The following is a 19,697-nucleotide window of genomic DNA, read 5'->3' as shown; positions in this document are numbered from 1 at the left end:
GAACGTATTTAAGCAAGTAGCTAGATACTAGTAAATAGTTACTAGTGAACAGCAAAAAATTCAATCATGTGAAACAGTTCAACATGGTGGGTAAGGTCTAAACACCTTTCCTTAGAAAACGGCCTCTTCTGAGGCCGTTTTTTTATATATTATTTATATCCCCTAAGGTACTTCTAAAAACTCAGACATAACAAAGTTATATTGCTCATAATCTTTATTTAGCTTTTTGATAAATGGATTTTCTAACTTAATAATGTTGCGTTGTTTAAGATTAACCCAAATCATGCTTTCTTTAAAAAACGCCATCCACAACGTCTGAAAACTGCCATCATTATAAGCTCGCAATAAACCTTGATAGATACGCTCAGCGTTGGCTTGATTAGCTTTATCTGTGACAAAAAAACGTGGCAAAGGATAATAAAGCGCAATACAAGGTTCAATCTGTAAACCTTTTAAGGCTTGAGACTTGGTTTCATATTCAAATTTAATTTCATTGATAGCGCGGAAAAACAAATCCATGCGCCCACCATTGATCATTTCAAACATGTTGTCATAACTACTGCTATCGTAAACTCGTAGATTATTAGCCCGTAATATATCTCCATCTAACCAAGCAACACCTTGTACGACCGAATAGCTTGCAATATCAAGTTGCTCCTTGCCACACAAACTATTTACCTTATCATTTTTTACCAATGCAACACGGTATCCAGACACTCCTCTATCCACAGGAAAAGGCACGACTGCATAGTTAGCCGCAATATCATCGGTCATAGAAACCCTGAAAAAGAAGTTGGGATAAGCTCGCGCTTCAGACTGACGAAATGTTCTGGCAAGATTAAGACCTTCAGCACGAGGAACCAACTCAAAATCACCATAATCATCCACGGTTTTATCGAGGGCTAAGGTAAGCACTTGCTGCAGATAGTATTGACGTTGATCATCATCCGATTCACCACCTTTAAAGGTAAAAGTGGTTTTTGCTATTGTGGCGCTGCAATAAAGGAGTAACAAACAAATCGTTTTAAGCGGCATGATTTAATACTGGCCTTTTTTTATAGTCAATATGGCGTATCTAACTACCTATTACAACCGTACTAGCTAAGATCGATATTAGGCTTGATAGTATAGCCGCAGTGCAGCAACTGTATGCAATGAAGAAATTCTGGATTGATACTCATGGGACAACAGCCATTTGCCATCCATCAACAACGCTAAAACTTCTTTATTCTGAGTGAACAAAACAATTTTATCTCTTTGCCACGGTGGAACTTTCCATTCTTTGTACCATTGTTTTAGCGGTTTTGAGAAAGGGCTATTAGCAGGTTTAAAACGTTGTGTATAACCACCAAAATACAATTTTAGCTCACCCAAGTCAGAGTCAAACAACAGGGAGTTACTCTGGTTAGGCTGCTCAGCAGAGGATAGAAACGCTAATGTTCCTAGTGGTTCAGGTAATTTAATCAGAGTTTGCCCTTGCCAGACTAGGGTATGGGCGTGAATTGGCTCAACTGCAGGGATCACAAACAAACGTTGATCAAAACGTCTGAACTGCCAATTTCCCCATTGCAATATAGGATTTGCATCTGCTTTGGCCTCTAACAATTCAGGTTTGAGCTTGTGCAATAGCGTTTGTGACGGCGCTGAAATACCAGACTCGGCAAGCCATACACGCACAAGTTGATGCAACCATGCGGTACTCATTTCCAGTAAAGGGGGCACCAATAAGCTGTGTTGCTCAGCACGAATATCAGCGAGTTTTTGTACACTGATTTCATCCAACAGTAACTGCTGCTCAGCACATAGTTGTACGCTACGTGCTGCGGTTTTAGCTAGCTCCGGCCATTTTTTTGTTAAAGCAGGTAAAATCCTATGACGTAAAAAATTACGTTCGAAATCCGTATTTTGATTGGATTCATCTTCAATCCACTTAAGGTTTTGCTCCTTTGCATAAGCCATGATGTCGGCTTGAGAAGTGCTTAATAATGGTCGCAAAAAACGTACAGTTTTACCTGTATCACTTACTTGCTCTGCTAAAGCGGCCATGCCTGCCAAACCTTTTGGCCCAGCTCCACGTTTAAGCTGCAGCAATACTGTTTCTAGCTGGTCATCCTGATGTTGTGCCAATAAAACCACAGCGTGTTCAGGCACAAGTTCGGTAATTTTTGCGTAACGTGCGCTACGTGCCACAGCTTCTAGGCTTTGGCGCGCTTGTTTATTTACATTGACCTTAGCGGCTTGCAAAGAGAGCCCTAATCCTTGGCAGACTTGCTGACAATGTTTGACCCACTCATCGGCATTAGCACTAAGTCCATGATGGATATGAATGGCTGAGATAGGATTATTAATAACGCCCTGCTTACGCAGAACAGAAAGACAATGCAGTAACACGTGCGAGTCCACGCCACCACTATAGGCCACTACAATAGCGTGCTGACTACTGGCTAAAACAGGGATTAACTTTGTTTGTAACTCACTGATTAAATTCATCTTGTCTGTTTAATCTGCCGTTACCTTGCAACAAGTCGCCTAACTTAATGTAAAGCAGGCGACTGAGGATTTAAGATGGAATATTAACAATAACCAAACGACATCAAACGTTCGTATCGTTGATTGAGAAGTTCATCAACCGACAAGGTAGAAAGCTGAGTTAGTTGTTGTTTCAAGGTTGCTCTTAGGTTAGCCGCCATGCTGTCATGATCACGATGGGCGCCACCTAAAGGCTCTTCAATAATATGGTTAATCAAACCTAATTCTTTAATTTGTTTGGCACTAACCCCCATAGCTTCGGCAGCCAGCGGGGCTTTATCCGCACTCTTCCACAAAATTGAAGCACAACCTTCTGGTGAGATAACCGAATAGGTACTGTATTGCAACATGTTAACTCTGTCGCCTACGCCTATCGCTAAAGCACCACCTGAACCACCTTCACCAATAACGGTACAAATTACAGGTACTTTTAAGCCGGCCATGACTTTCAGGTTCATGGCGATGGCTTCACTTTGGCCGCGCTCTTCAGCGCCAACACCGGGATAAGCACCTGGCGTGTCGATAAAGGTAATAATCGGCAGGTTAAAACGCTCAGCCATCTTCATCAAACGTAAGGCCTTACGATAACCTTCGGGTTTGGGCATACCAAAATTACGGCGAATTTTTTCTTTAGTATCACGACCTTTTTGATGACCAATAACCATCACGGCACGACCTTCAAATTTAGCCAAACCACCCACTATCGCTTTATCATCGGCAAAGGCACGATCACCGGCTAATTCTTCAAACTCGGTAAAAATTCTGGATAAATAATCCAAGGTATACGGACGCATTGGATGACGGGCCACTTGTGATACCTGCCATGCGCCTAAATTAGCAAAGATCTTTTTACTTTGCTCTGCGCATTTTTCACGAAGTTTAGTGATTTCTTCTTCGATACTGACATCAAATTCACCACCTTGATTGACCAGTCGTAACTCTTCAATTTTCGCTTCTAATACAGCGATGGGCTTTTCGAATTCTAAGAAATTTACACTCATTGCACACCTAATTGTTTTTACTTACCGCAGTTTAATCAATCTGTCTTAATGAAAAACCAGAGCGACTTGGGATGCTCCCAAATATTGCTGTAAGTCATATAATAGTTCATCTTCAGGGGTAATATACCACTGGGCGCCAAACGCTAAGCTAACCTCTGCATCGGGGTGACGATAATGCACCTGTATCGGACAACTGCCACCTTGATAAGGGCGTAAAATAGTTTGCAGTTTAGCGAGACTAGCAGGATTGCACCAGCTTGATTCCAATTGAATTTGAATGCCTTTTGCATTTTTTTCGCGGGCTTGCACTATATCCATTGCGTCGCGGGCCTGTATTGTATTGCCCCCAGAGAATTCATCAAAGCTGACCTGTCCGCTGATCACGAGGATTTTATCTACTTGCAGCAAACTTTCATATTGTTCAAACATTTCGGGGAAAAAGCGTGCGTCGATACGTCCACTTTTATCATCTAAGGTCACTAAGGCCCAGCGTTTACCCCGTTTATTAGTCATTATCCGCACATTAATAACCAAGCCCACAGCATGGGAAATCTGATCTTTGTGGGTGGGTTTTAGATCCACTAAGCGGTTTTGTGCATAATGTTTTAATTCGTGTAAATACTGATTAATCGGATGACCTGTTAGATACAACCCTAGGGCTACTTTTTCGCCATCCAACCACACTTTATCAGGCCATTTAGGCACATCAACAAAGGCTTGTTCGACTAATTCAGGCTCAGTGGTTAACAGTCCAAACATATCTGATTGGCCAAACGATTCGGCTTTAGCATGTTGATCAGCTGCCGCCAAGGCATCGGGCAAAGTTGCCATAATAGATGCTCTATGGGGGCCAAACGAATCAAAAGCCCCAGCATAAACTAACTTTTCGAGTACTCTTTTATTGATCTTTTTAATATCGACCTTGGCACAAAAATCAAATAAGTCTGAGAACTTTTGATGTTGCTCACGAGCAGCAATGATGGCCTCTATTGGCCCTTCGCCTACCCCTTTAATCGCACCTATGCCGTAAACAATTCGACCTTGTTCATCGACGGTAAATTTATAACGCCCGGCATTTAAATCAGGTGGCAAAATGGTTATGCCCATGCGCTGGCATTCGTCTACCAAGGTCACGATCTTGTCCGTATTGTCCATATCAGCCGACATTACCGCAGCCATAAACTCAGCGGGATAATGAGTTTTTAACCACAAGGTTTGATAAGACACCAAGGCATAAGCCGCAGAGTGAGATTTGTTAAAACCATAACCCGCAAATTTTTCTACCAAATCGAAGATTTTAATCGCCAGATCAGGATCAATGCCGTTGTCTTTAGCACCGGTTTCAAATGATTCGCGCTGTTTGGCCATTTCATCAGCATTCTTTTTACCCATAGCACGGCGCAATAAGTCGGCACCACCTAGGCTGTAACCCGACATCACCTGAGCGATTTGCATAACCTGTTCTTGATACAAAATAATACCGTAGGTCGGCTCAAGGATTTCTTTTAAACATTCATGCTGATACTGAGCATCAGGATAAGATATGGCTTCACGGCCATGTTTACGGTCGATAAAGTTGTCAACCATGCCCGATTGCAAAGGACCGGGGCGAAACAAAGCCACCAAGGCGATAATGTCTTCAAAGGTATCTGGGCGTAAGCGCTTAATGAGCTCTTTCATGCCGCGAGATTCGAGCTGGAATACCGCAGTAGTTTCGGCGTTTTGTAGTAATTTAAAACATTTAGCATCGACCAATGGAATAGCCGAGATATCAACTTTGATACCGCGACCACTGGCTATCATATCGATGGCCCATTGAATGATGGTCAGCGTGCGTAAACCCAAGAAATCGAATTTTACCAAACCGGCATATTCAACATCGTTTTTATCAAACTGGGTTACTGGGTTCTTACCTTCGTCGTCACAATAAAGCGGAGCAAAATCAGTAATCTGAGTTGGGGCGATAACCACCCCTCCCGCATGTTTACCGGCATTACGTGTAACACCTTCTAATATGCGGCACATATCAATGAGTTCTTTGACATCTTCGTCTTGGGCGTATAACTCAGGTAAACGTGGCTCTTCTTCAAAAGCTTTTTCTAGGGTCATGCCCGGCGTGGGTGGTATTAGTTTTGAAATCCTATCGTTAAAACCATAGGGATGCCCTAATACACGGCCTACGTCACGTACCACGGCTTTGGCGGCCATGGTACCAAAAGTGATAATTTGTGAAACCGCCTGACGGCCATAGAGCTCAGCGACGTGCTCGATAACTTCGTCACGTCTGTCCATGCAAAAATCCACGTCAAAGTCAGGCATAGATACCCGCTCGGGATTCAAAAATCGTTCAAACAGTAAATCGAATTCCAGAGGGTCAAGATCGGTAATGCCTTGAGCATAAGCTACCAGCGACCCCGCACCCGACCCACGGCCAGGCCCCACCGGAATACCGTTGTCTTTACTCCACTGAATAAACTCCATTACGATCAAGAAGTAACCAGGGAAACCCATTTGGTTAATTACTTCCATCTCGATTCTGAGACGATCATCATATTCAGGACGACGCTCTAAGCGTACTTGCTCGTCAGGAAATAAAAACGCCAGACGTTTTTCTAAGCCTTCTTCAGATACTTTGACCAAATATTCGGCATCTGTGAGTTCACCAGTGGGGAATTTAGGCAAGAAATACTCGCCTAAGGTGACGGTAACATTGCAACGTTTGGCAATTTCGACGGTATTTTGCAAGGCTTCGGGAATATCGACAAACAGCTCAAGCATTTCTTCGCTGGTGCGGAAATACTGCTGTTCACTGTAAAGTTTAGGACGGCGTGGATCGTTGAGGGTAAATCCATCATGAATAGCTACGCGTATTTCGTGGGCAGCAAAATTCTGTTGTTCGATAAAACACACTTCATTGGTGGCAACCACGGGCAAGTCATGTTGCTGCGCCCAAGCTATTGCGCGGTGAATATAATCTTCTTCACCTTGGCGCCCAGTTCGAGTGAGTTCGAGAAAATAACGATCTTGAAAATGTTGTTGGTAAAATTCGGTGATACGCTGAGTGGCATCAACATTACCTTTGGTGAGAGTGAGGCCTAAGTCGCCCATACGCCCGCCAGATAAGATAATCACTCCAACTGAATGTTCGACCAACCAATCAAGCTCAATGACCGCTCTATCTTGCACACTGCCACGTAAATAGGCTTTGGATATCAACAAGGTAATATTTTTATAACCATCATTGTTCATCGCCAGCAAGGTCAGACGAAAAATTTGTTCTTCGAGTTCACTGCTCTTAACCCAAAAATCGGTACCAATTATGGGTTTAATACCGTTGCTATGCGCGGCGCCGTAAAACTTAACCAAACCACACATATTCATCTGATCGGTAATGGCAACCGCTGGCATGCCTAATTTTTTGGCATGACTCACGAGTGGTTTAATTTTATTTAAACCATCGAGCATTGAATAATCACTGTGCACCCTTAAGTGCACAAAAGACGTATCTGCCATTTACTTTCCTGCTAGTTGACCATCACGGGCAGCAAGTGAGAGCTGCACGGGCTTAAAACTCATTCGATACTGAGGCAAGGGCCCCAACTCTGCTAGTTTGCGTAAATGAAAGGCGGTTGGATAACCTTTATGCTGGGCAAAACCATATTCAGGATAGGCAAGATCCAAAGCACACATTTCGTGATCTCTGGCGACCTTTGCAATTATCGATGCGGCCGAAATCTCTGGGATTAAACCATCTCCTTTTACAATGGCTTCACTTGAATAGCGCCACTTTGGACAACGATTACCATCTACCATCACATGATCAGGTTGAATACGTAAAGCCTGAACTGCTCGGGTCATGGCCAACATCGTTGCTTGCAGTATGTTTAATTCATCAATTTCTTGGGGTGAGGCACGACCAATCGCCCAACATAAAGCGTTTTGCTGAATAAGCAGCGCTAATGACTCACGTTTTTTTTCAGACAATTTTTTAGAATCAGCTAAACCAGCTATAGGTTTTAGAGGATCAAGAATCACGGCCGCTGTAACTACATCGCCGACTAAGGGGCCACGTCCCACTTCATCGACACCGGCGATTAAACGACCCATCTAGACTTGTCTCAATAAGTTAGCCACAGCATTAGCCGCTTGTACATCAGCGTCTTTTTTGAGGCTATGGTGTAACTGCATAAATTTTTCATGTAAGGCTTGCTGCACATTTTGATCTTTAAGCATGGGCAACAATAACTGGGCGATGGTCTGTGGATTAACATCTTCTTGTAATAATTCAGGGATGACTTTTTCATCGGCAAGTACATTGGGTAGTGCAAAATATTTAGCTTTATACAGCCACTTCATCATTAAATGGGTAAGTTTGTTTAAGCGATAAGCGGCCACCATATTACGTTTACATAACATGGCTTCCAAGGTTGCCGTACCTGAGGCTAACAATACCGCATCTGACGCTATCATGACCTGACGAGCATGACCTATCACAATACGATAATCCACTGCGGGGGGATGCATGGCCAAGTAACTTTCGACCTGATTTTTACGTTGGCGATTAATCACCGGGATCAATATTTTTAAGTGCGGAATATCTTTGGTTAATAACACCGCACTTTGCACAAAAATATCCAGCAAACTGTCTACTTCACTTTTGCGACTGCCGGGTAACAAGGCTAAAACCGTATCTTGTGGCTGTATATTTAAGGCTTTACGGGTAGCTGACTTGTTAGGCTCTAGTTCAATTTCATCGGCCAAGGTATGACCTACAAACTCACAAGGTATCGCGTGTTTGTCATAAACTGCTTTTTCAAAGGGAAAAATGCTCAATACCAGATTAGTGGCTTTGGCTATTTTATATATTCGTTTTTCACGCCAAGCCCATACTGTTGGGCTAACGTATTGCACTGTAGGAATGCCCTTACGTTTTAATTTAAGTTCTAAACCAAGGTTGAAATCAGGGGCATCCACACCGATAAAAATATCGATGGGATTAGCTAAAAAATAATTGAGCAAGGATTTGCGGACAAATAACAAACGTCGAATACGTGATAGCACCTCAACTAAACCCATCACCGACAACTCTTCCATGTCGAATAAGCTTTGACAGCCTTGAGCCAGCATTTTGGAGCCCGCGATGCCAACAAAATCAGCATCAGGGAAACGTTTTTTCAACTGTTTAATTAGGCCAGCAGCCAGTATGTCACCAGAGGCTTCACCGGCAACTATGCCGATTCTAAGTTTTTTTTCGCTCATGTTTAGCGGACGATCCCTCGAGAAGAGGATTCAACAAAATCGGCCAATAAATTAATTTCAGGCACATCTTGAGACATTTGACGCATGATGGTTACTGCTTCTTCTGCGCGATTACCATTACGATATAAAACTTTATAGGCACGTTTGATATGTAAAATGGTCTCGTCAGAAAAACCTCGACGACGTAAACCTTCAGAATTAATGCCCCGAGGAATACTGCCTTCACCCAACATGACATAGGGGGGTACGTCACGCAGTACAATCACGCCACCACCTACAAAACTGTGTGAACCGATATGACAAAACTGATGAGCGGCTGTCATGCCACCCAAAATAACCCAATCACCCACATGTACATGGCCAGCTAAAGTAGCATTGGAGGCTAATATACTGTTATTACCAATAACGCAGTCATGAGCTATGTGCACATAGGTCATCAATAAGTTGTTATTGCCAATCTGAGTGATACCACGGTCTTGCACTGTGCCACGATGCACGGTGATCCCTTCACGCAACACATTATTGTCACCAATAATCAATTCGGTTGCTTCACCTTTATATTTTTTATCCTGACAGGCTTCGCCGATAGAGCCAAATTGGTAAAAATGGTTATTTTTGCCTATCGTGGTTTTGCCTTTAATAACGACATGGGATTCTAATATAGTGTTATCGTCGATAGTGACATTCGCATCGATAACACAAAAGGGGCCCACCGAGACATTATTGCCTAGCTCTGCCGAAGGATGAATAATGGCTGTTGAATGGATCAAAATCAGAGTTTCCGCATTGCACACATAAATTCAGCTTCACATACTACATTAGAGTCAACAGTGGCGACTCCATGAAACTTCCAAATTCCGCGACGTTCTTTAATTAAATTTACTTGCATATCCATACGATCTCCGGGCACCACTGGTCGTTTGAAACGAGCATTATCAATGCCAGCATACAGATACAAATCATCAGAATTACCCACTGACTTAAAGCCCAAAACCCCCGCAACTTGCGCCAAGGCTTCTAATATCAATACACCAGGAAATATAGGTTTACCGGGAAAATGGCCGGTAAAACAGGGTTCATTAAAGGTAATATTTTTATAACCAGTAATTGACTCATAAGCAGAATAATCCGTTATGCGATCAACTAATAAAAAAGGGTATCTATGTGGCAGAAGATTCATTATCTCTTCTATGTCAATAGATTGCATTTCATGAGCCAAAAGGCGTCTCCTCACACGACTATTACCAAATGTAAATTACTATTTGGCTTGTAACTTTTCCAAAGTTTTAATGCGCTGATTGAGATTATCAATGTTTCTCAACGCAACCGTATTTTTTCGCCATTCCCTATTGGATTGTGCCGGCATGCCCGATGAATATACACCAGCCTCAGTAATATTCTTGGTTATCATACTCATACCGGTGATAAGTACTCCGTCACAAATATCAATATGACCATTAATTCCTACTAAGCCCGCGATACTGCAATTTCGTCCAACTGTAGTACTGCCTGCAATAACTGTACAACCAGCAATAGCGGTATTTTCACCTATCACAACGTTATGGGCTATCTGACATTGGTTATCAATAATCACGCCGTCGGCTAAAATAGTGTCATCTAATGCGCCACGATCAATAGTGGTGCTAGCCCCTATTTCAACCTTGTTGCCAATGATCACTCGGCCAAGTTGCGGGATTTTAATCCACCTGCCTTTTTCGTTAGCATAACCAAAACCATCACTACCAATGACAGTATTGGCTTGAAACAAACAGTCTTGCCCTATCACTACATTATGGTAGATGGTGACATTAGCCCACAGTTTAGTGTTGGCACCGATTTTAGTATTTTGACCAACAAAGCAACCCGCACCAATTTGCACGTTATCACCCAGTTGCACACCACTCTCAATAACAGCATTAGGACCAATTTTAACCTTGTTACCTAATACTACATCGCTAGCAATTGTCGCTCGCTCTGAAATGCTATGGGCAGCATCTGGTGTGCTATCCAACAACTGCGCTACTTTGGCAAAACCCACATAAGGATTAGCCATAACTAAGGCAGAACGTTTGCAATGGGCTAGTTCATCACTGCTAAGAATGACGACTTGTGCGAGGGTATCAGCAAGCTGGTTACGATACTTGCTATTGGCTAAAAATGAAATCTGACCATTGCCTGCTTTGGCTAAAGTGGCAATGGACGAGATCATAGTACTTTCTGTATCACCTGCAGCCAGATGCAATTGGGCATCGATGGCTGCGGCGATATCTTTTAAACTAATGGTATTAATCAAGTGAACCTTGCTTAAACCTGAGTAGGTTTAGTTTACTTTAGATACTTGGTCTATGACTAATTTAGAGATGTCGTGATCTTCGTTGATAAATGCAACAGCGTTGGCATTTAAGATTACGTCGTATTTCCCTTTAGCAGCAACCACATCAATGCTTTGTTTGATCAAACCAAGCAATTTGTTTTGTTCGTCTTTCAAACGGCCTTGGATTTGCTGTTGTAAAGGCTGTGCTTTATTGGTGTATTCTTCACGTAAACCACCGATTTTTACTTCTAAGTCAGTTTTCTCTTTGGCGCTCATGGTCGCCGCGTCACGTTGGTATTTCTCAAGATAATACTTAACGTCTTTTTCTAAACGGTTAATTTCTTCCGTTTGATCTTTAAACTCTGCAGCAATAGTTTGCTGAATAGCAGCAGCTTGTGGCATTGACTGGAAAATGCGCTGCACATCTACGGCTGCAATTTTTTGTTCAGCCATAACAACTGAACTGGCCATCGCTGTACTTAACAAGGCAGTGGCAATAATACTTTTACTAAATTTATTCAAAACAAACTCCTACTTCTAAAGATGATTGGTTGAGTTACCAGTCACGTAATTAAAATGTCTGACCAATGTTAAAGGAGAAGAATTTCATATCATCTCCTTCACGTTCTTGTAATGCTTTTGAGAAACTAAAGACCATAGGCCCCATGGGTGACAACCATTGTACAGAAACTCCATAAGAAGCTCTATATAGCGTTGGGTCACTATAATCAAGTAAACCATCATTGTTGTAACTTTTATTAACGTCTAAGGACTTATACTTGTTGTAATCAAACTCTGTATCCCAAACGTTACCCACGTCAAGGAAAATACTACTGCGCACAGAGTTATCAAAGTCTGCTTCTACAAATGGGGTCGGAACGATTAATTCCAAGCCCCCAAGTGCCATCGCATTACCACCTAAAGAACGAGTTGATATTGTGATGGTATCGTTTGATGGGTCAGAATAAATCGGCACACCGTTGGGATCGGTCAAAATCAATTGTGGAGTTACCTGCAAACCACGAGGTCCGACGGTATTATTTTCAAAACCACGTAAGGTATCACTACCACCGGCGGTAAAATGTTGAGTAAAGGGCAATATTTGGTCAATACCGTTTACTTCACCATAGCCATTACCATAACCCGCTTTAAATCTTGCTAAAAATGACCAACGTTGATTACGTGATAAGGGGAAGTACCACTTAGCATCCACTTCGGTTTTAAAATAATTCACGTCAGAATTGGGTGTGGTAATACTAAATGATGCCCGTTGTGATGAACCAGCAGTGGGGAAAACACCACGGTTTAAAGTCGAACGTAACCAGGCAACTGAACCTAAAAAGCTGTCATATTTAATCGCGGCGTCAGGGTTATTTGGATCAATAAACTGATTATTAAAACGTGTGGTTTGCACATAAGGCGTATTCTGGAATAACTCAACACTACTGTAAGTTAAACCAAAGTTAATACGGTTAAATTCATCAATTGGGTAACCTATAGTGCCACCAACAGAATATTGTTTACTGTTGTATTGAATGAGGTTAGCCGAGCTACCATCAAACTCACTGTAAGAAACACTGCCACCTAAAGATATGCCATCGATGGTGAAATACGGGTCAGTATAAGAAAGTTGCACACTTTTTTGATATGACACGGTACTGACGTTAAAAGCAATACGTTTGCCGGTACCTAAGAAGTTATCTTGTTGAATACCCGCCTGTAAGCTCAGTTTAGTTCTGTCACCATAACCAATACCGGCATTAAATGAACCCGATGGTTGCTCTTTTACTGTAAAGTTAACATCTACTTTGTCATCTTCACCTGGGATACGGATGGTTTCGAAGTCCACTTTTTCCATATAGGTTAAACGAGATAAGCTGTTTTTTGACGACTCCAAAGTGGCATTAGATAACCAAGAGCCTTCCATTTGGTTTACCGATTGACGTAATACTTCGTCTGAAGTGCTGCCATTACCGGCAAAGTTGATACGGCGTACATAAATACGTTTACCTGGGTCAACTGACAATACTAGCTTAACGGTTTTGTCTTCTTCGTTAATATCCGGAATAGTAGTAACCGTTGGATAAGCATAACCAAAACGGCCTAAGTACTTACTGATAAATTCTTCGGTATAAGTGACTTCAGCTTGGTTATACAACTCGCCTTTAGTGAGCGGTAATACGAGTTTGATATAAGCTTCATGGCCTAATAAGTCACCAATTAACTCGACATCTGATATGGTATAGAGCTCACCTTCATCCACGTTGAGGGTGATATAGATACCACTTTTCTCTGGTGTCATCGATACCTGAGTCGAATCGATATTAAAACGTAAATAACCACGGTCTTTGTAATAGCTGGTGATGGTTTCCATATCACCAGATAATTTTTGTTTCTGGTAGCGAGTTTCAGACAAAAAATCCCACCAAGGGGTATCAAATTTTAACTCGACCTGATCAAGTAATTCTTTGTCACTAAACTTGCTGTTACCGACAATATTGATCTGTTGAATTTTTGCCGCGTCACCTTCTTCAAACAACAACTTTACGTCAACCCGATTACGGGGCAAGGGAGTAATGATGGCACTCACATCGGCGTTATATTTACCAATGCTGTAGTAGAAGTCTTTTAAACCATTTTCAATTGAGGTTAAGACGGTTTTATCCAGTGGTTCACCGATCTTGATATTACTACCATCGAGGCTTTCTTGGAGTTGTTCATCTTTAATATCATCGTTACCGTCAAAAATGATACTGCTGATAGTAGGACGTTCTTTTACACGCACTAACAACACTCCACCATCACGTAAAATTTGAATACTTTCAAAGTGGGTAGAGGAATACAGCGAACGGATTAACTGCGAAATGCGGAAACTATTCATTTCATCACCGACTTTCACCGGTAAATAGGTTAACGCGGCACCTAAGGCAACCCTTTGCAAACCTTCAATTTTGATGTCTTGAACGACAAATTCGCTTTCAGCAGCCACATTAGCAAAGCTAGTAATGGAAAGGATCAATCCGGCAACAACTAACAGTTTAAACTTCATTTATTAATATTCTTCCTAAACGCACAACAATTTGCGCATGACCTGTTCGGTCGGTAAAAACTACAAACGCGTTATATCATTAACAATCGCGATGCTCATTAGTAGCAGCAAAATGACGCCACCTATTTTAAAGCCAATTTCCTGTACAGACTCAGAAACCGGTCGCCCGCTAAAAAGCTCTATAAAGTAATAGAGTAAGTGGCCACCATCAAGCACTGGAAGGGGTAAAAGGTTAATAATTCCTAAATTGACGCTAATTAAGGCTAAAAAGCTTAAAAAGTAGACTATTCCAGAACTGGCACTCATCCCCGCACCTTGTGCGATAGCAATTGGACCACTCAAATTTTTAACTGATACGTCTCCACTTATCAGCTTGCCCAACATTTCGACACTTAAAGTCATCAAACGCCAAGTCTTGTCTAAAGCTTTGCTCACACTATCAATAACACCGTATTGATAGGTAAAAAGTACACCTTCCGGCCACTTGTCTAAGGTCGGGGTAAAACCCATAAATCCTTGGTTTACACCGTTGGTCTCGCGTTGCCCAACCGTGCCGGTCAACGTCAGTTCCTGACCATCTCTTTCAACATCAACACTAATAACTTGCTGTGGACGTTGAATTACATAACCCACTATTTGTTCCCAATTTTGCATACTAGTTCCATCTAGGCGCAGAATTTTGTCACCAACCCGTAATCCAAGCAAATCTGCGGCTGAATTGTCTAATACTTGACCTAAAATCAGCAAAATCTCGGGGCGGTAGATACTAAAACCTAAACTGCTCAATGCTGAACTGGTTTCGGGCTCAAATTTCCACTGACTGCTATCCAGCACAGCAAAACGTTCGCTATAACTGCCTGCCGCTTTCCAACCAATAGGAATAGCTGATTTGCCAATGTAAGACATCAGCTCAAGATTCACTTCTTCCCAGTTTAAGGTTTGGCGTCCACCAACACTAGTAATAACCGAATTGGCTGGTATACCCGCGCGCGCCACTATCGAATCGCTTTCAATCTCACCTAACATAGGTTTACTGGTTGGCACACCTATCAGAAACATCAGATACAACGCAAAGGCCGCAAAAATAAAATTAACTATGGGACCTGCTGCAACGATCGCAATCTTTTTAAGCACGGGTTGGCGATTAAACGCCATGGCGAGCTGTGCTTCAGGGACTTCATCGACCCTTTCGTCGAGCATTTTGACATAACCACCGAGCGGAATAGCGGCGATTACATATTCAGTGCCGTGTTTATCAGTGCGGCGCCACAGAGCTTTACCAAAACCGATAGAAAAACGTAATACTTTAACGCCACAGCGTCGCGCCACCCAAAAATGTCCCCACTCGTGCACCGCGACTAAGATGCCTAAAGCAACAATAAATGCCGCGATATTACGAACCAATTCAAAAATCAATGTAACAACCTTATGTGTTGTGTAGCCAGCGTACGTGCCTGTTGGTCAAGCATTAACACCCCTTCGATGTCGCTAATATTTTGTAATTCAGTAGCATCCAACACCTCTTGGTTGATCTGCGCAATTTGCGTAAATCTAATCTGCCCTTTTAAAAATGCGTCAACCGCTATTTCATTGGCGGCATTTAAAATGGTGGTAGCACTTTGCCCCGCATCGCTGGCATCCATGGCTAACTTAAGGTTGGGATAACGTTGCGTATCGGGCTGGCAAAAACTGAAATCTGCCAACTGCATAAAATCTAAAGGTGCGACGCCCGACTCTATGCGCTGCGGGTAAGCCAATGCATGGGCGATAGGTGTGCGCATATCGGGGTTACCCAACTGCGCGATTACCGAACCATCACAATATTGCACCATAGAATGAATAATACTTTGTGGGTGCAATACCACTTGAATGTCCTGGCTTTGCAGGCCAAATAACCAGCGGGCTTCAATAAACTCAAGGCCTTTGTTCATCATGGTGGCAGAGTCTACCGAAATCTTACGCCCCATATCCCAATTGGGATGAGCGCATGCCTGAGCAGGTGTCATATTACCAAGTTCATTAATGGGCGTGTTACGAAAAGGACCACCTGAGCCTGTCAGTAAAATTTTACTGATGCCACTTGAAGCTAAATCACCGTAAACAAAATCATGAGGTAAACACTGAAAGATAGCGTTATGTTCACTATCAATAGGCAATAATTGCGCCTTTGATTCGTTCGCGGCTTGAATAAACAACTCACCCGACATCACTAAGGCTTCTTTGTTGGCCAGCAAGACTTTTTTACCCGCTCTGACCGCGGCCAATGTAGGCAATAAACCTGCCGCACCAACGATAGCAGCCATGACAATATGTACATCGGCGCTACTTGCAACTTGCGCCAAGGCTTCTGGCCCAGCGATTACCTCACAAGTTAATCCAGCGTCCATACACAAGGTTTTAGCCAAGTTATAGTCAGCAACATCAGCAAGCACGATATAGTGGGGCTGACAGCGCTTAGCTTGTTCAATAAGTAAACTTATATTTTTGTGGGCGCTAAGAGCATAGATCTTATATTTGTTAGGATGCCTAAGCACTACATCAATAGTACTTACACCAATAGAACCGGTAGAGCCCAATATGCAAATGGATTGCATTAAGCCATCCACATAACATAACAAAACGCAAATACCGGAAAGGCTGCGGTCAAACTATCAATTCTGTCCATAATGCCGCCATGTCCAGGTAACAAAGTACCGCTGTCTTTTAGTCCAGCACAGCGTTTAAACATACTTTCATTTAAATCACCTAAGGCAGAAACTCCAACGGTTAAGGTACCAACAAATACCCATAGCCAGATCCGTGATGCATCCACATGATAGTGCAATGCCGCAAAGGCGATAATGGCAGAAGAAGCAAACACGCCGCCCATTAGGCCTTCAATGGTTTTGCCAGGCGAGACATTGGGTCTTAATTTGTGTTTACCAAATTTGATCCCCACAAAAAAGGCTCCAATATCAGCAGCCCACACGATACCCAAGACATAAAATATCAGAGACGCGCCATAAAAATGATCCACGTCATACAGGCTAGTGCGCAGGCTTACCACCGCTACCCAAGTAGGGACCAGGGTTAATAAACCAAAAATTGCTCGTAGTATTTTACTGGTATGCCAGACAGAACTAAAACGCGGATATAATAAAATCATCACAAAGGATACCGCCCACCAAAACGCAGCGGCGGATAAAACCCAATGATACAAAGCGTTAAGTTGCCCTTGATACCAAATCATCTCGGTAGGTAATAACCAAGCTAATAATAAACACGCCAATACGATCACCGCGGTATAGGCTGATTTAGTGATTGCTCTGGTCATGCCTGACATGCTTGACCATTCCCAAGCACCTAAACCCACCACGCCAGCAATCATCAATTCAAAGCCAAGTAAAGGCATAAACAAAATGGCGAATAATGCCAAAGGCGCCAAGATAAGAGCCGTAATAATACGTTGTTTTAACACATTAATTTTCCAAACCGAGCATTCAGCAACTTACTTGTTCACCCGTCAATCCAAAACGACGTTGACGCTCAGAAAAATTTGCGACAGCCTGAGTGAAAACTTCTTCATTGAAATCAGGCCAATATAGATCAGTAAAATACAATTCGGCGTAGGCAAGTTGCCACAACAAAAAGTTACTGATGCGTTGTTCTCCACCAGTGCGAATTAACAAATCTACCTCGGGCAGATCGAACGCACAGGTGTGAGAATGAAATAGTGTTTCGTTAATCTCACTTAGCTCAAGTTCACCGTTTTTAACTTGAGTACATAGGCTAAGCGCCGCGTTGACTATATCCCACTTACCACCATAATTAGCAGCAATATTAAGGGTTAAACCCGTATTATTGGCGGTTAAGTTTTGTGCCTTAGCAATTTTATCAACTAACTTAGGATCAAAACGGCTGGTATCACCTATCACTCTGAGCCTAACATTATTTTTATGCAGTTTTTTTACTTCGCTATTCAAAACTAACCTGAATAACTCCATCAGAACCCCCACTTCTTCAGCGGGGCGGTTCCAGTTTTCACTGCTAAAAGCAAACAAAGTAAGCGCGGCAATATTATTTTTTATCGCAAATGACACCGACGCTTTAACTGCATTGACGCCAGCTTTATGGCCAAAGGTACGGATCTTACCTTTTTGTTTAGCCCAGCGACCATTGCCATCCATTATAATAGCCACATGCTGAGGCATTACTGGGCTACTTATCTGAATATCCGTTTCCATCAAACTAACGCCACCTTTACTATACTTCCATTAACTCATGCTCTTTCTGAGCAAGAATGTCATCAACCTGTTTGATATAGGAATCCGTTAGTTTCTGGATAGAATCTTCACCACGACGGGCATCGTCTTCACCAATTTCTTTTTCTTTTAACAACTCTTTAATGTCGTTATTGGCATCACGGCGAATACTACGAATAGCCACACGCCCGCCCTCTGCTTCGGCACGCACGATTTTAATTAAATCTTTACGACGCTGTTCAGTCAGTGCTGGCATAGGAATGCGCATGACAGAACCAGCACTCATTGGGTTTAAACCCAGATCAGATTGCATGATGGCTTTTTCTACCGCGGCCGCAGAGCTTTTATCAAACACAGTTAAAGCTAAGGTACGTGCATCTTCGGCAATAATATTAGCTAACTGTCTGATAGGTGTTGGCGTGCCGTAATAAGGCACCATGATACTGTCAAGTATGCCGGGGTGAGCACGGCCCGTGCGAATTTTAGCCAACTGACTGCGTAGTGCAGTTATACTTTTTTCCATACGCTGACTTGCGTCATCATTAATGTCATCAATCACGATAAATTTCCTATTTTTGTAGTATTTTCTCGGGGTGGCATATTAATGTGCCTTCGTCGTCACCCAAGACCACAGCCTTCAGGCATCCCGGTTTGTTCATATTAAACACCCTAATTGGCATGTTATGGTCTCTGGCTAAAGTAAAGGCAGCTAAGTCCATCACTTTCAATTCTTTGTCTAATACTTGGTTGTAGGTAAGGGTTTTATACATTACGGCATTGGGGTTTTTAACCGGATCTGCATCATACACGCCATCCACTTTAGTGGCTTTAAATACAGCATCGGCCTCAATTTCAATGCCACGTAAACAGGCTGCTGAATCCGTGGTAAAAAATGGATTTCCAGTTCCTGCAGAGAAGATCACCACCCGACCTGATTTGAGTAAACTAATAGCTTCCGCCCAATTATAATCGTCACATACACCGTTAAGTGGAATAGCCGACATCAATCTAGCATTCACCGAGGCGCGGTGTAAGGCGTCACGCATAGCTAAACCATTCATTACTGTGGCTAACATCCCCATGTGATCACCTACCACACGGTTCATGCCGGCTTTGGCTAAACCTTCGCCTCTGAACAGATTACCACCACCAATGACTAAGCCAACTTGTACACCTAACTCGACTAATTCCTTAATTTCTTGCGCCATGCGCTCTAGTACTTTGGGATCAATTCCAAAGCCTTCTTCTCCCATTAACGCTTCACCACTGAGTTTCAACAAAATTCTGCGATAGACGGATTTAGG

17 protein-coding genes are annotated in these 19,697 nt (G+C 42.6%); all 17 read right to left on the bottom strand.

Features of this window, described 5'->3' with window-relative positions:
- Positions 1-162 precede the first annotated feature (162 nt).
- On the bottom strand, positions 163-1,035 hold the full coding sequence (locus AX660_RS20040) for a hypothetical protein (RefSeq protein ID WP_068381130.1): 873 nt from the start codon (positions 1,033-1,035) through the stop codon (positions 163-165).
- Between the two features lie 78 nt (positions 1,036-1,113).
- A complete protein-coding gene (gene tilS, locus AX660_RS20035; protein WP_068381127.1) occupies positions 1,114-2,490 on the bottom strand; it encodes a tRNA lysidine(34) synthetase TilS in 1,377 nt (458 codons plus the stop codon).
- Between the two features lie 83 nt (positions 2,491-2,573).
- A complete protein-coding gene (gene accA / locus AX660_RS20030; protein WP_068381124.1) occupies positions 2,574-3,530 on the bottom strand; it encodes an acetyl-CoA carboxylase carboxyl transferase subunit alpha in 957 nt (318 codons plus the stop codon).
- Between the two features lie 45 nt (positions 3,531-3,575).
- Complete coding sequence (gene dnaE / locus AX660_RS20025) at positions 3,576-7,043, bottom strand: DNA polymerase III subunit alpha (RefSeq protein ID WP_068381121.1); 3,468 nt, start codon at positions 7,041-7,043, stop codon at positions 3,576-3,578.
- Complete coding sequence (gene rnhB / locus AX660_RS20020) at positions 7,044-7,637, bottom strand: ribonuclease HII (protein ID WP_068381118.1); 594 nt, start codon at positions 7,635-7,637, stop codon at positions 7,044-7,046.
- Positions 7,638-8,789 carry a lipid-A-disaccharide synthase gene (gene lpxB, locus AX660_RS20015; RefSeq protein ID WP_068381115.1) on the bottom strand — a complete coding sequence of 384 codons (1,152 nt, stop codon included), beginning with the start codon at positions 8,787-8,789 and terminating at the stop codon, positions 7,638-7,640.
- 2 nt (positions 8,790-8,791) lie between these two features.
- A complete protein-coding gene (lpxA, locus tag AX660_RS20010; RefSeq protein WP_068381112.1) occupies positions 8,792-9,559 on the bottom strand; it encodes an acyl-ACP--UDP-N-acetylglucosamine O-acyltransferase in 768 nt (255 codons plus the stop codon).
- A 2-nt stretch (positions 9,560-9,561) separates the two neighbouring features.
- Entirely contained in the window at positions 9,562-9,996 is a 435-nt protein-coding gene (gene fabZ / locus AX660_RS20005) for a 3-hydroxyacyl-ACP dehydratase FabZ (protein ID WP_106404120.1), read from the bottom strand.
- Positions 9,997-10,047: 51 nt separating this feature from the next.
- Positions 10,048-11,082 carry a UDP-3-O-(3-hydroxymyristoyl)glucosamine N-acyltransferase gene (gene lpxD / locus AX660_RS20000; RefSeq protein WP_068381105.1) on the bottom strand — a complete coding sequence of 345 codons (1,035 nt, stop codon included), beginning with the start codon at positions 11,080-11,082 and terminating at the stop codon, positions 10,048-10,050.
- A 27-nt stretch (positions 11,083-11,109) separates the two neighbouring features.
- Positions 11,110-11,625, bottom strand: coding sequence for an OmpH family outer membrane protein (locus AX660_RS19995; protein ID WP_082769031.1), 516 nt, complete (start codon positions 11,623-11,625; stop codon positions 11,110-11,112).
- 49 nt (positions 11,626-11,674) lie between these two features.
- A complete protein-coding gene (gene bamA, locus AX660_RS19990) occupies positions 11,675-14,152 on the bottom strand; it encodes an outer membrane protein assembly factor BamA (protein ID WP_068381102.1) in 2,478 nt (825 codons plus the stop codon).
- Positions 14,153-14,212: 60 nt separating this feature from the next.
- Complete coding sequence (gene rseP, locus AX660_RS19985; RefSeq protein WP_068381223.1) at positions 14,213-15,565, bottom strand: sigma E protease regulator RseP; 1,353 nt, start codon at positions 15,563-15,565, stop codon at positions 14,213-14,215.
- The gene (ispC, locus tag AX660_RS19980; RefSeq protein WP_068381099.1) at positions 15,565-16,746 is read right to left on the bottom strand and encodes a 1-deoxy-D-xylulose-5-phosphate reductoisomerase; all 1,182 of its coding nucleotides are present in this window, start codon (positions 16,744-16,746) and stop codon (positions 15,565-15,567) included. Before ispC ends, rseP begins: the two co-directional genes overlap by 1 nt.
- Positions 16,746-17,609 (bottom strand): phosphatidate cytidylyltransferase, encoded by an 864-nt coding sequence (locus AX660_RS19975; protein WP_068381096.1) that lies wholly within the window; start codon positions 17,607-17,609, stop codon positions 16,746-16,748. Before AX660_RS19975 ends, ispC begins: the two co-directional genes overlap by 1 nt.
- Before the next feature lie 22 nt (positions 17,610-17,631).
- Positions 17,632-18,375 (bottom strand): polyprenyl diphosphate synthase, encoded by a 744-nt coding sequence (gene uppS / locus AX660_RS19970; protein WP_068381091.1) that lies wholly within the window; start codon positions 18,373-18,375, stop codon positions 17,632-17,634.
- A 19-nt stretch (positions 18,376-18,394) separates the two neighbouring features.
- On the bottom strand, positions 18,395-18,952 hold the full coding sequence (gene frr / locus AX660_RS19965; RefSeq protein WP_068381088.1) for a ribosome recycling factor: 558 nt from the start codon (positions 18,950-18,952) through the stop codon (positions 18,395-18,397).
- Positions 18,953-18,962: 10 nt separating this feature from the next.
- Positions 18,963-19,697 (bottom strand): UMP kinase (gene pyrH, locus AX660_RS19960; RefSeq protein ID WP_068381085.1); only part of this gene is annotated, 735 nt, incomplete at its 5' end.

Source organism: Paraglaciecola hydrolytica, assembly GCF_001565895.1.
Classification (GTDB): Bacteria; Pseudomonadota; Gammaproteobacteria; order Enterobacterales; family Alteromonadaceae; genus Paraglaciecola; species Paraglaciecola hydrolytica.
Note: the sequence above shows the minus strand (reverse complement) of the source record. Positions and strands in the feature narration are given on the sequence as shown.

What these genes read in the sequence shown, in the direction of transcription:
- lpxB (WP_068381115.1), bottom strand. Translation starts at nt 8,789, where the DNA reads ATGAGCGAAAAAAAACTTAGAATCGGCATAGTTGCCGGTGAAGCCTCT.
- bamA (WP_068381102.1), bottom strand. Translation starts at nt 14,152, where the DNA reads ATGAAGTTTAAACTGTTAGTTGTTGCCGGATTGATCCTTTCCATTACT.
- tilS (WP_068381127.1), bottom strand. Translation starts at nt 2,490, where the DNA reads ATGAATTTAATCAGTGAGTTACAAACAAAGTTAATCCCTGTTTTAGCC.
- accA (WP_068381124.1), bottom strand. Translation starts at nt 3,530, where the DNA reads ATGAGTGTAAATTTCTTAGAATTCGAAAAGCCCATCGCTGTATTAGAA.
- dnaE (WP_068381121.1), bottom strand. Translation starts at nt 7,043, where the DNA reads ATGGCAGATACGTCTTTTGTGCACTTAAGGGTGCACAGTGATTATTCA.
- AX660_RS20040 (WP_068381130.1), bottom strand. Translation starts at nt 1,035, where the DNA reads ATGCCGCTTAAAACGATTTGTTTGTTACTCCTTTATTGCAGCGCCACA.
- fabZ (WP_106404120.1), bottom strand. Translation starts at nt 9,996, where the DNA reads ATGCAATCTATTGACATAGAAGAGATAATGAATCTTCTGCCACATAGA.
- ispC (WP_068381099.1), bottom strand. Translation starts at nt 16,746, where the DNA reads ATGCAATCCATTTGCATATTGGGCTCTACCGGTTCTATTGGTGTAAGT.
- rnhB (WP_068381118.1), bottom strand. Translation starts at nt 7,637, where the DNA reads ATGGGTCGTTTAATCGCCGGTGTCGATGAAGTGGGACGTGGCCCCTTA.
- uppS (WP_068381091.1), bottom strand. Translation starts at nt 18,375, where the DNA reads ATGGAAACGGATATTCAGATAAGTAGCCCAGTAATGCCTCAGCATGTG.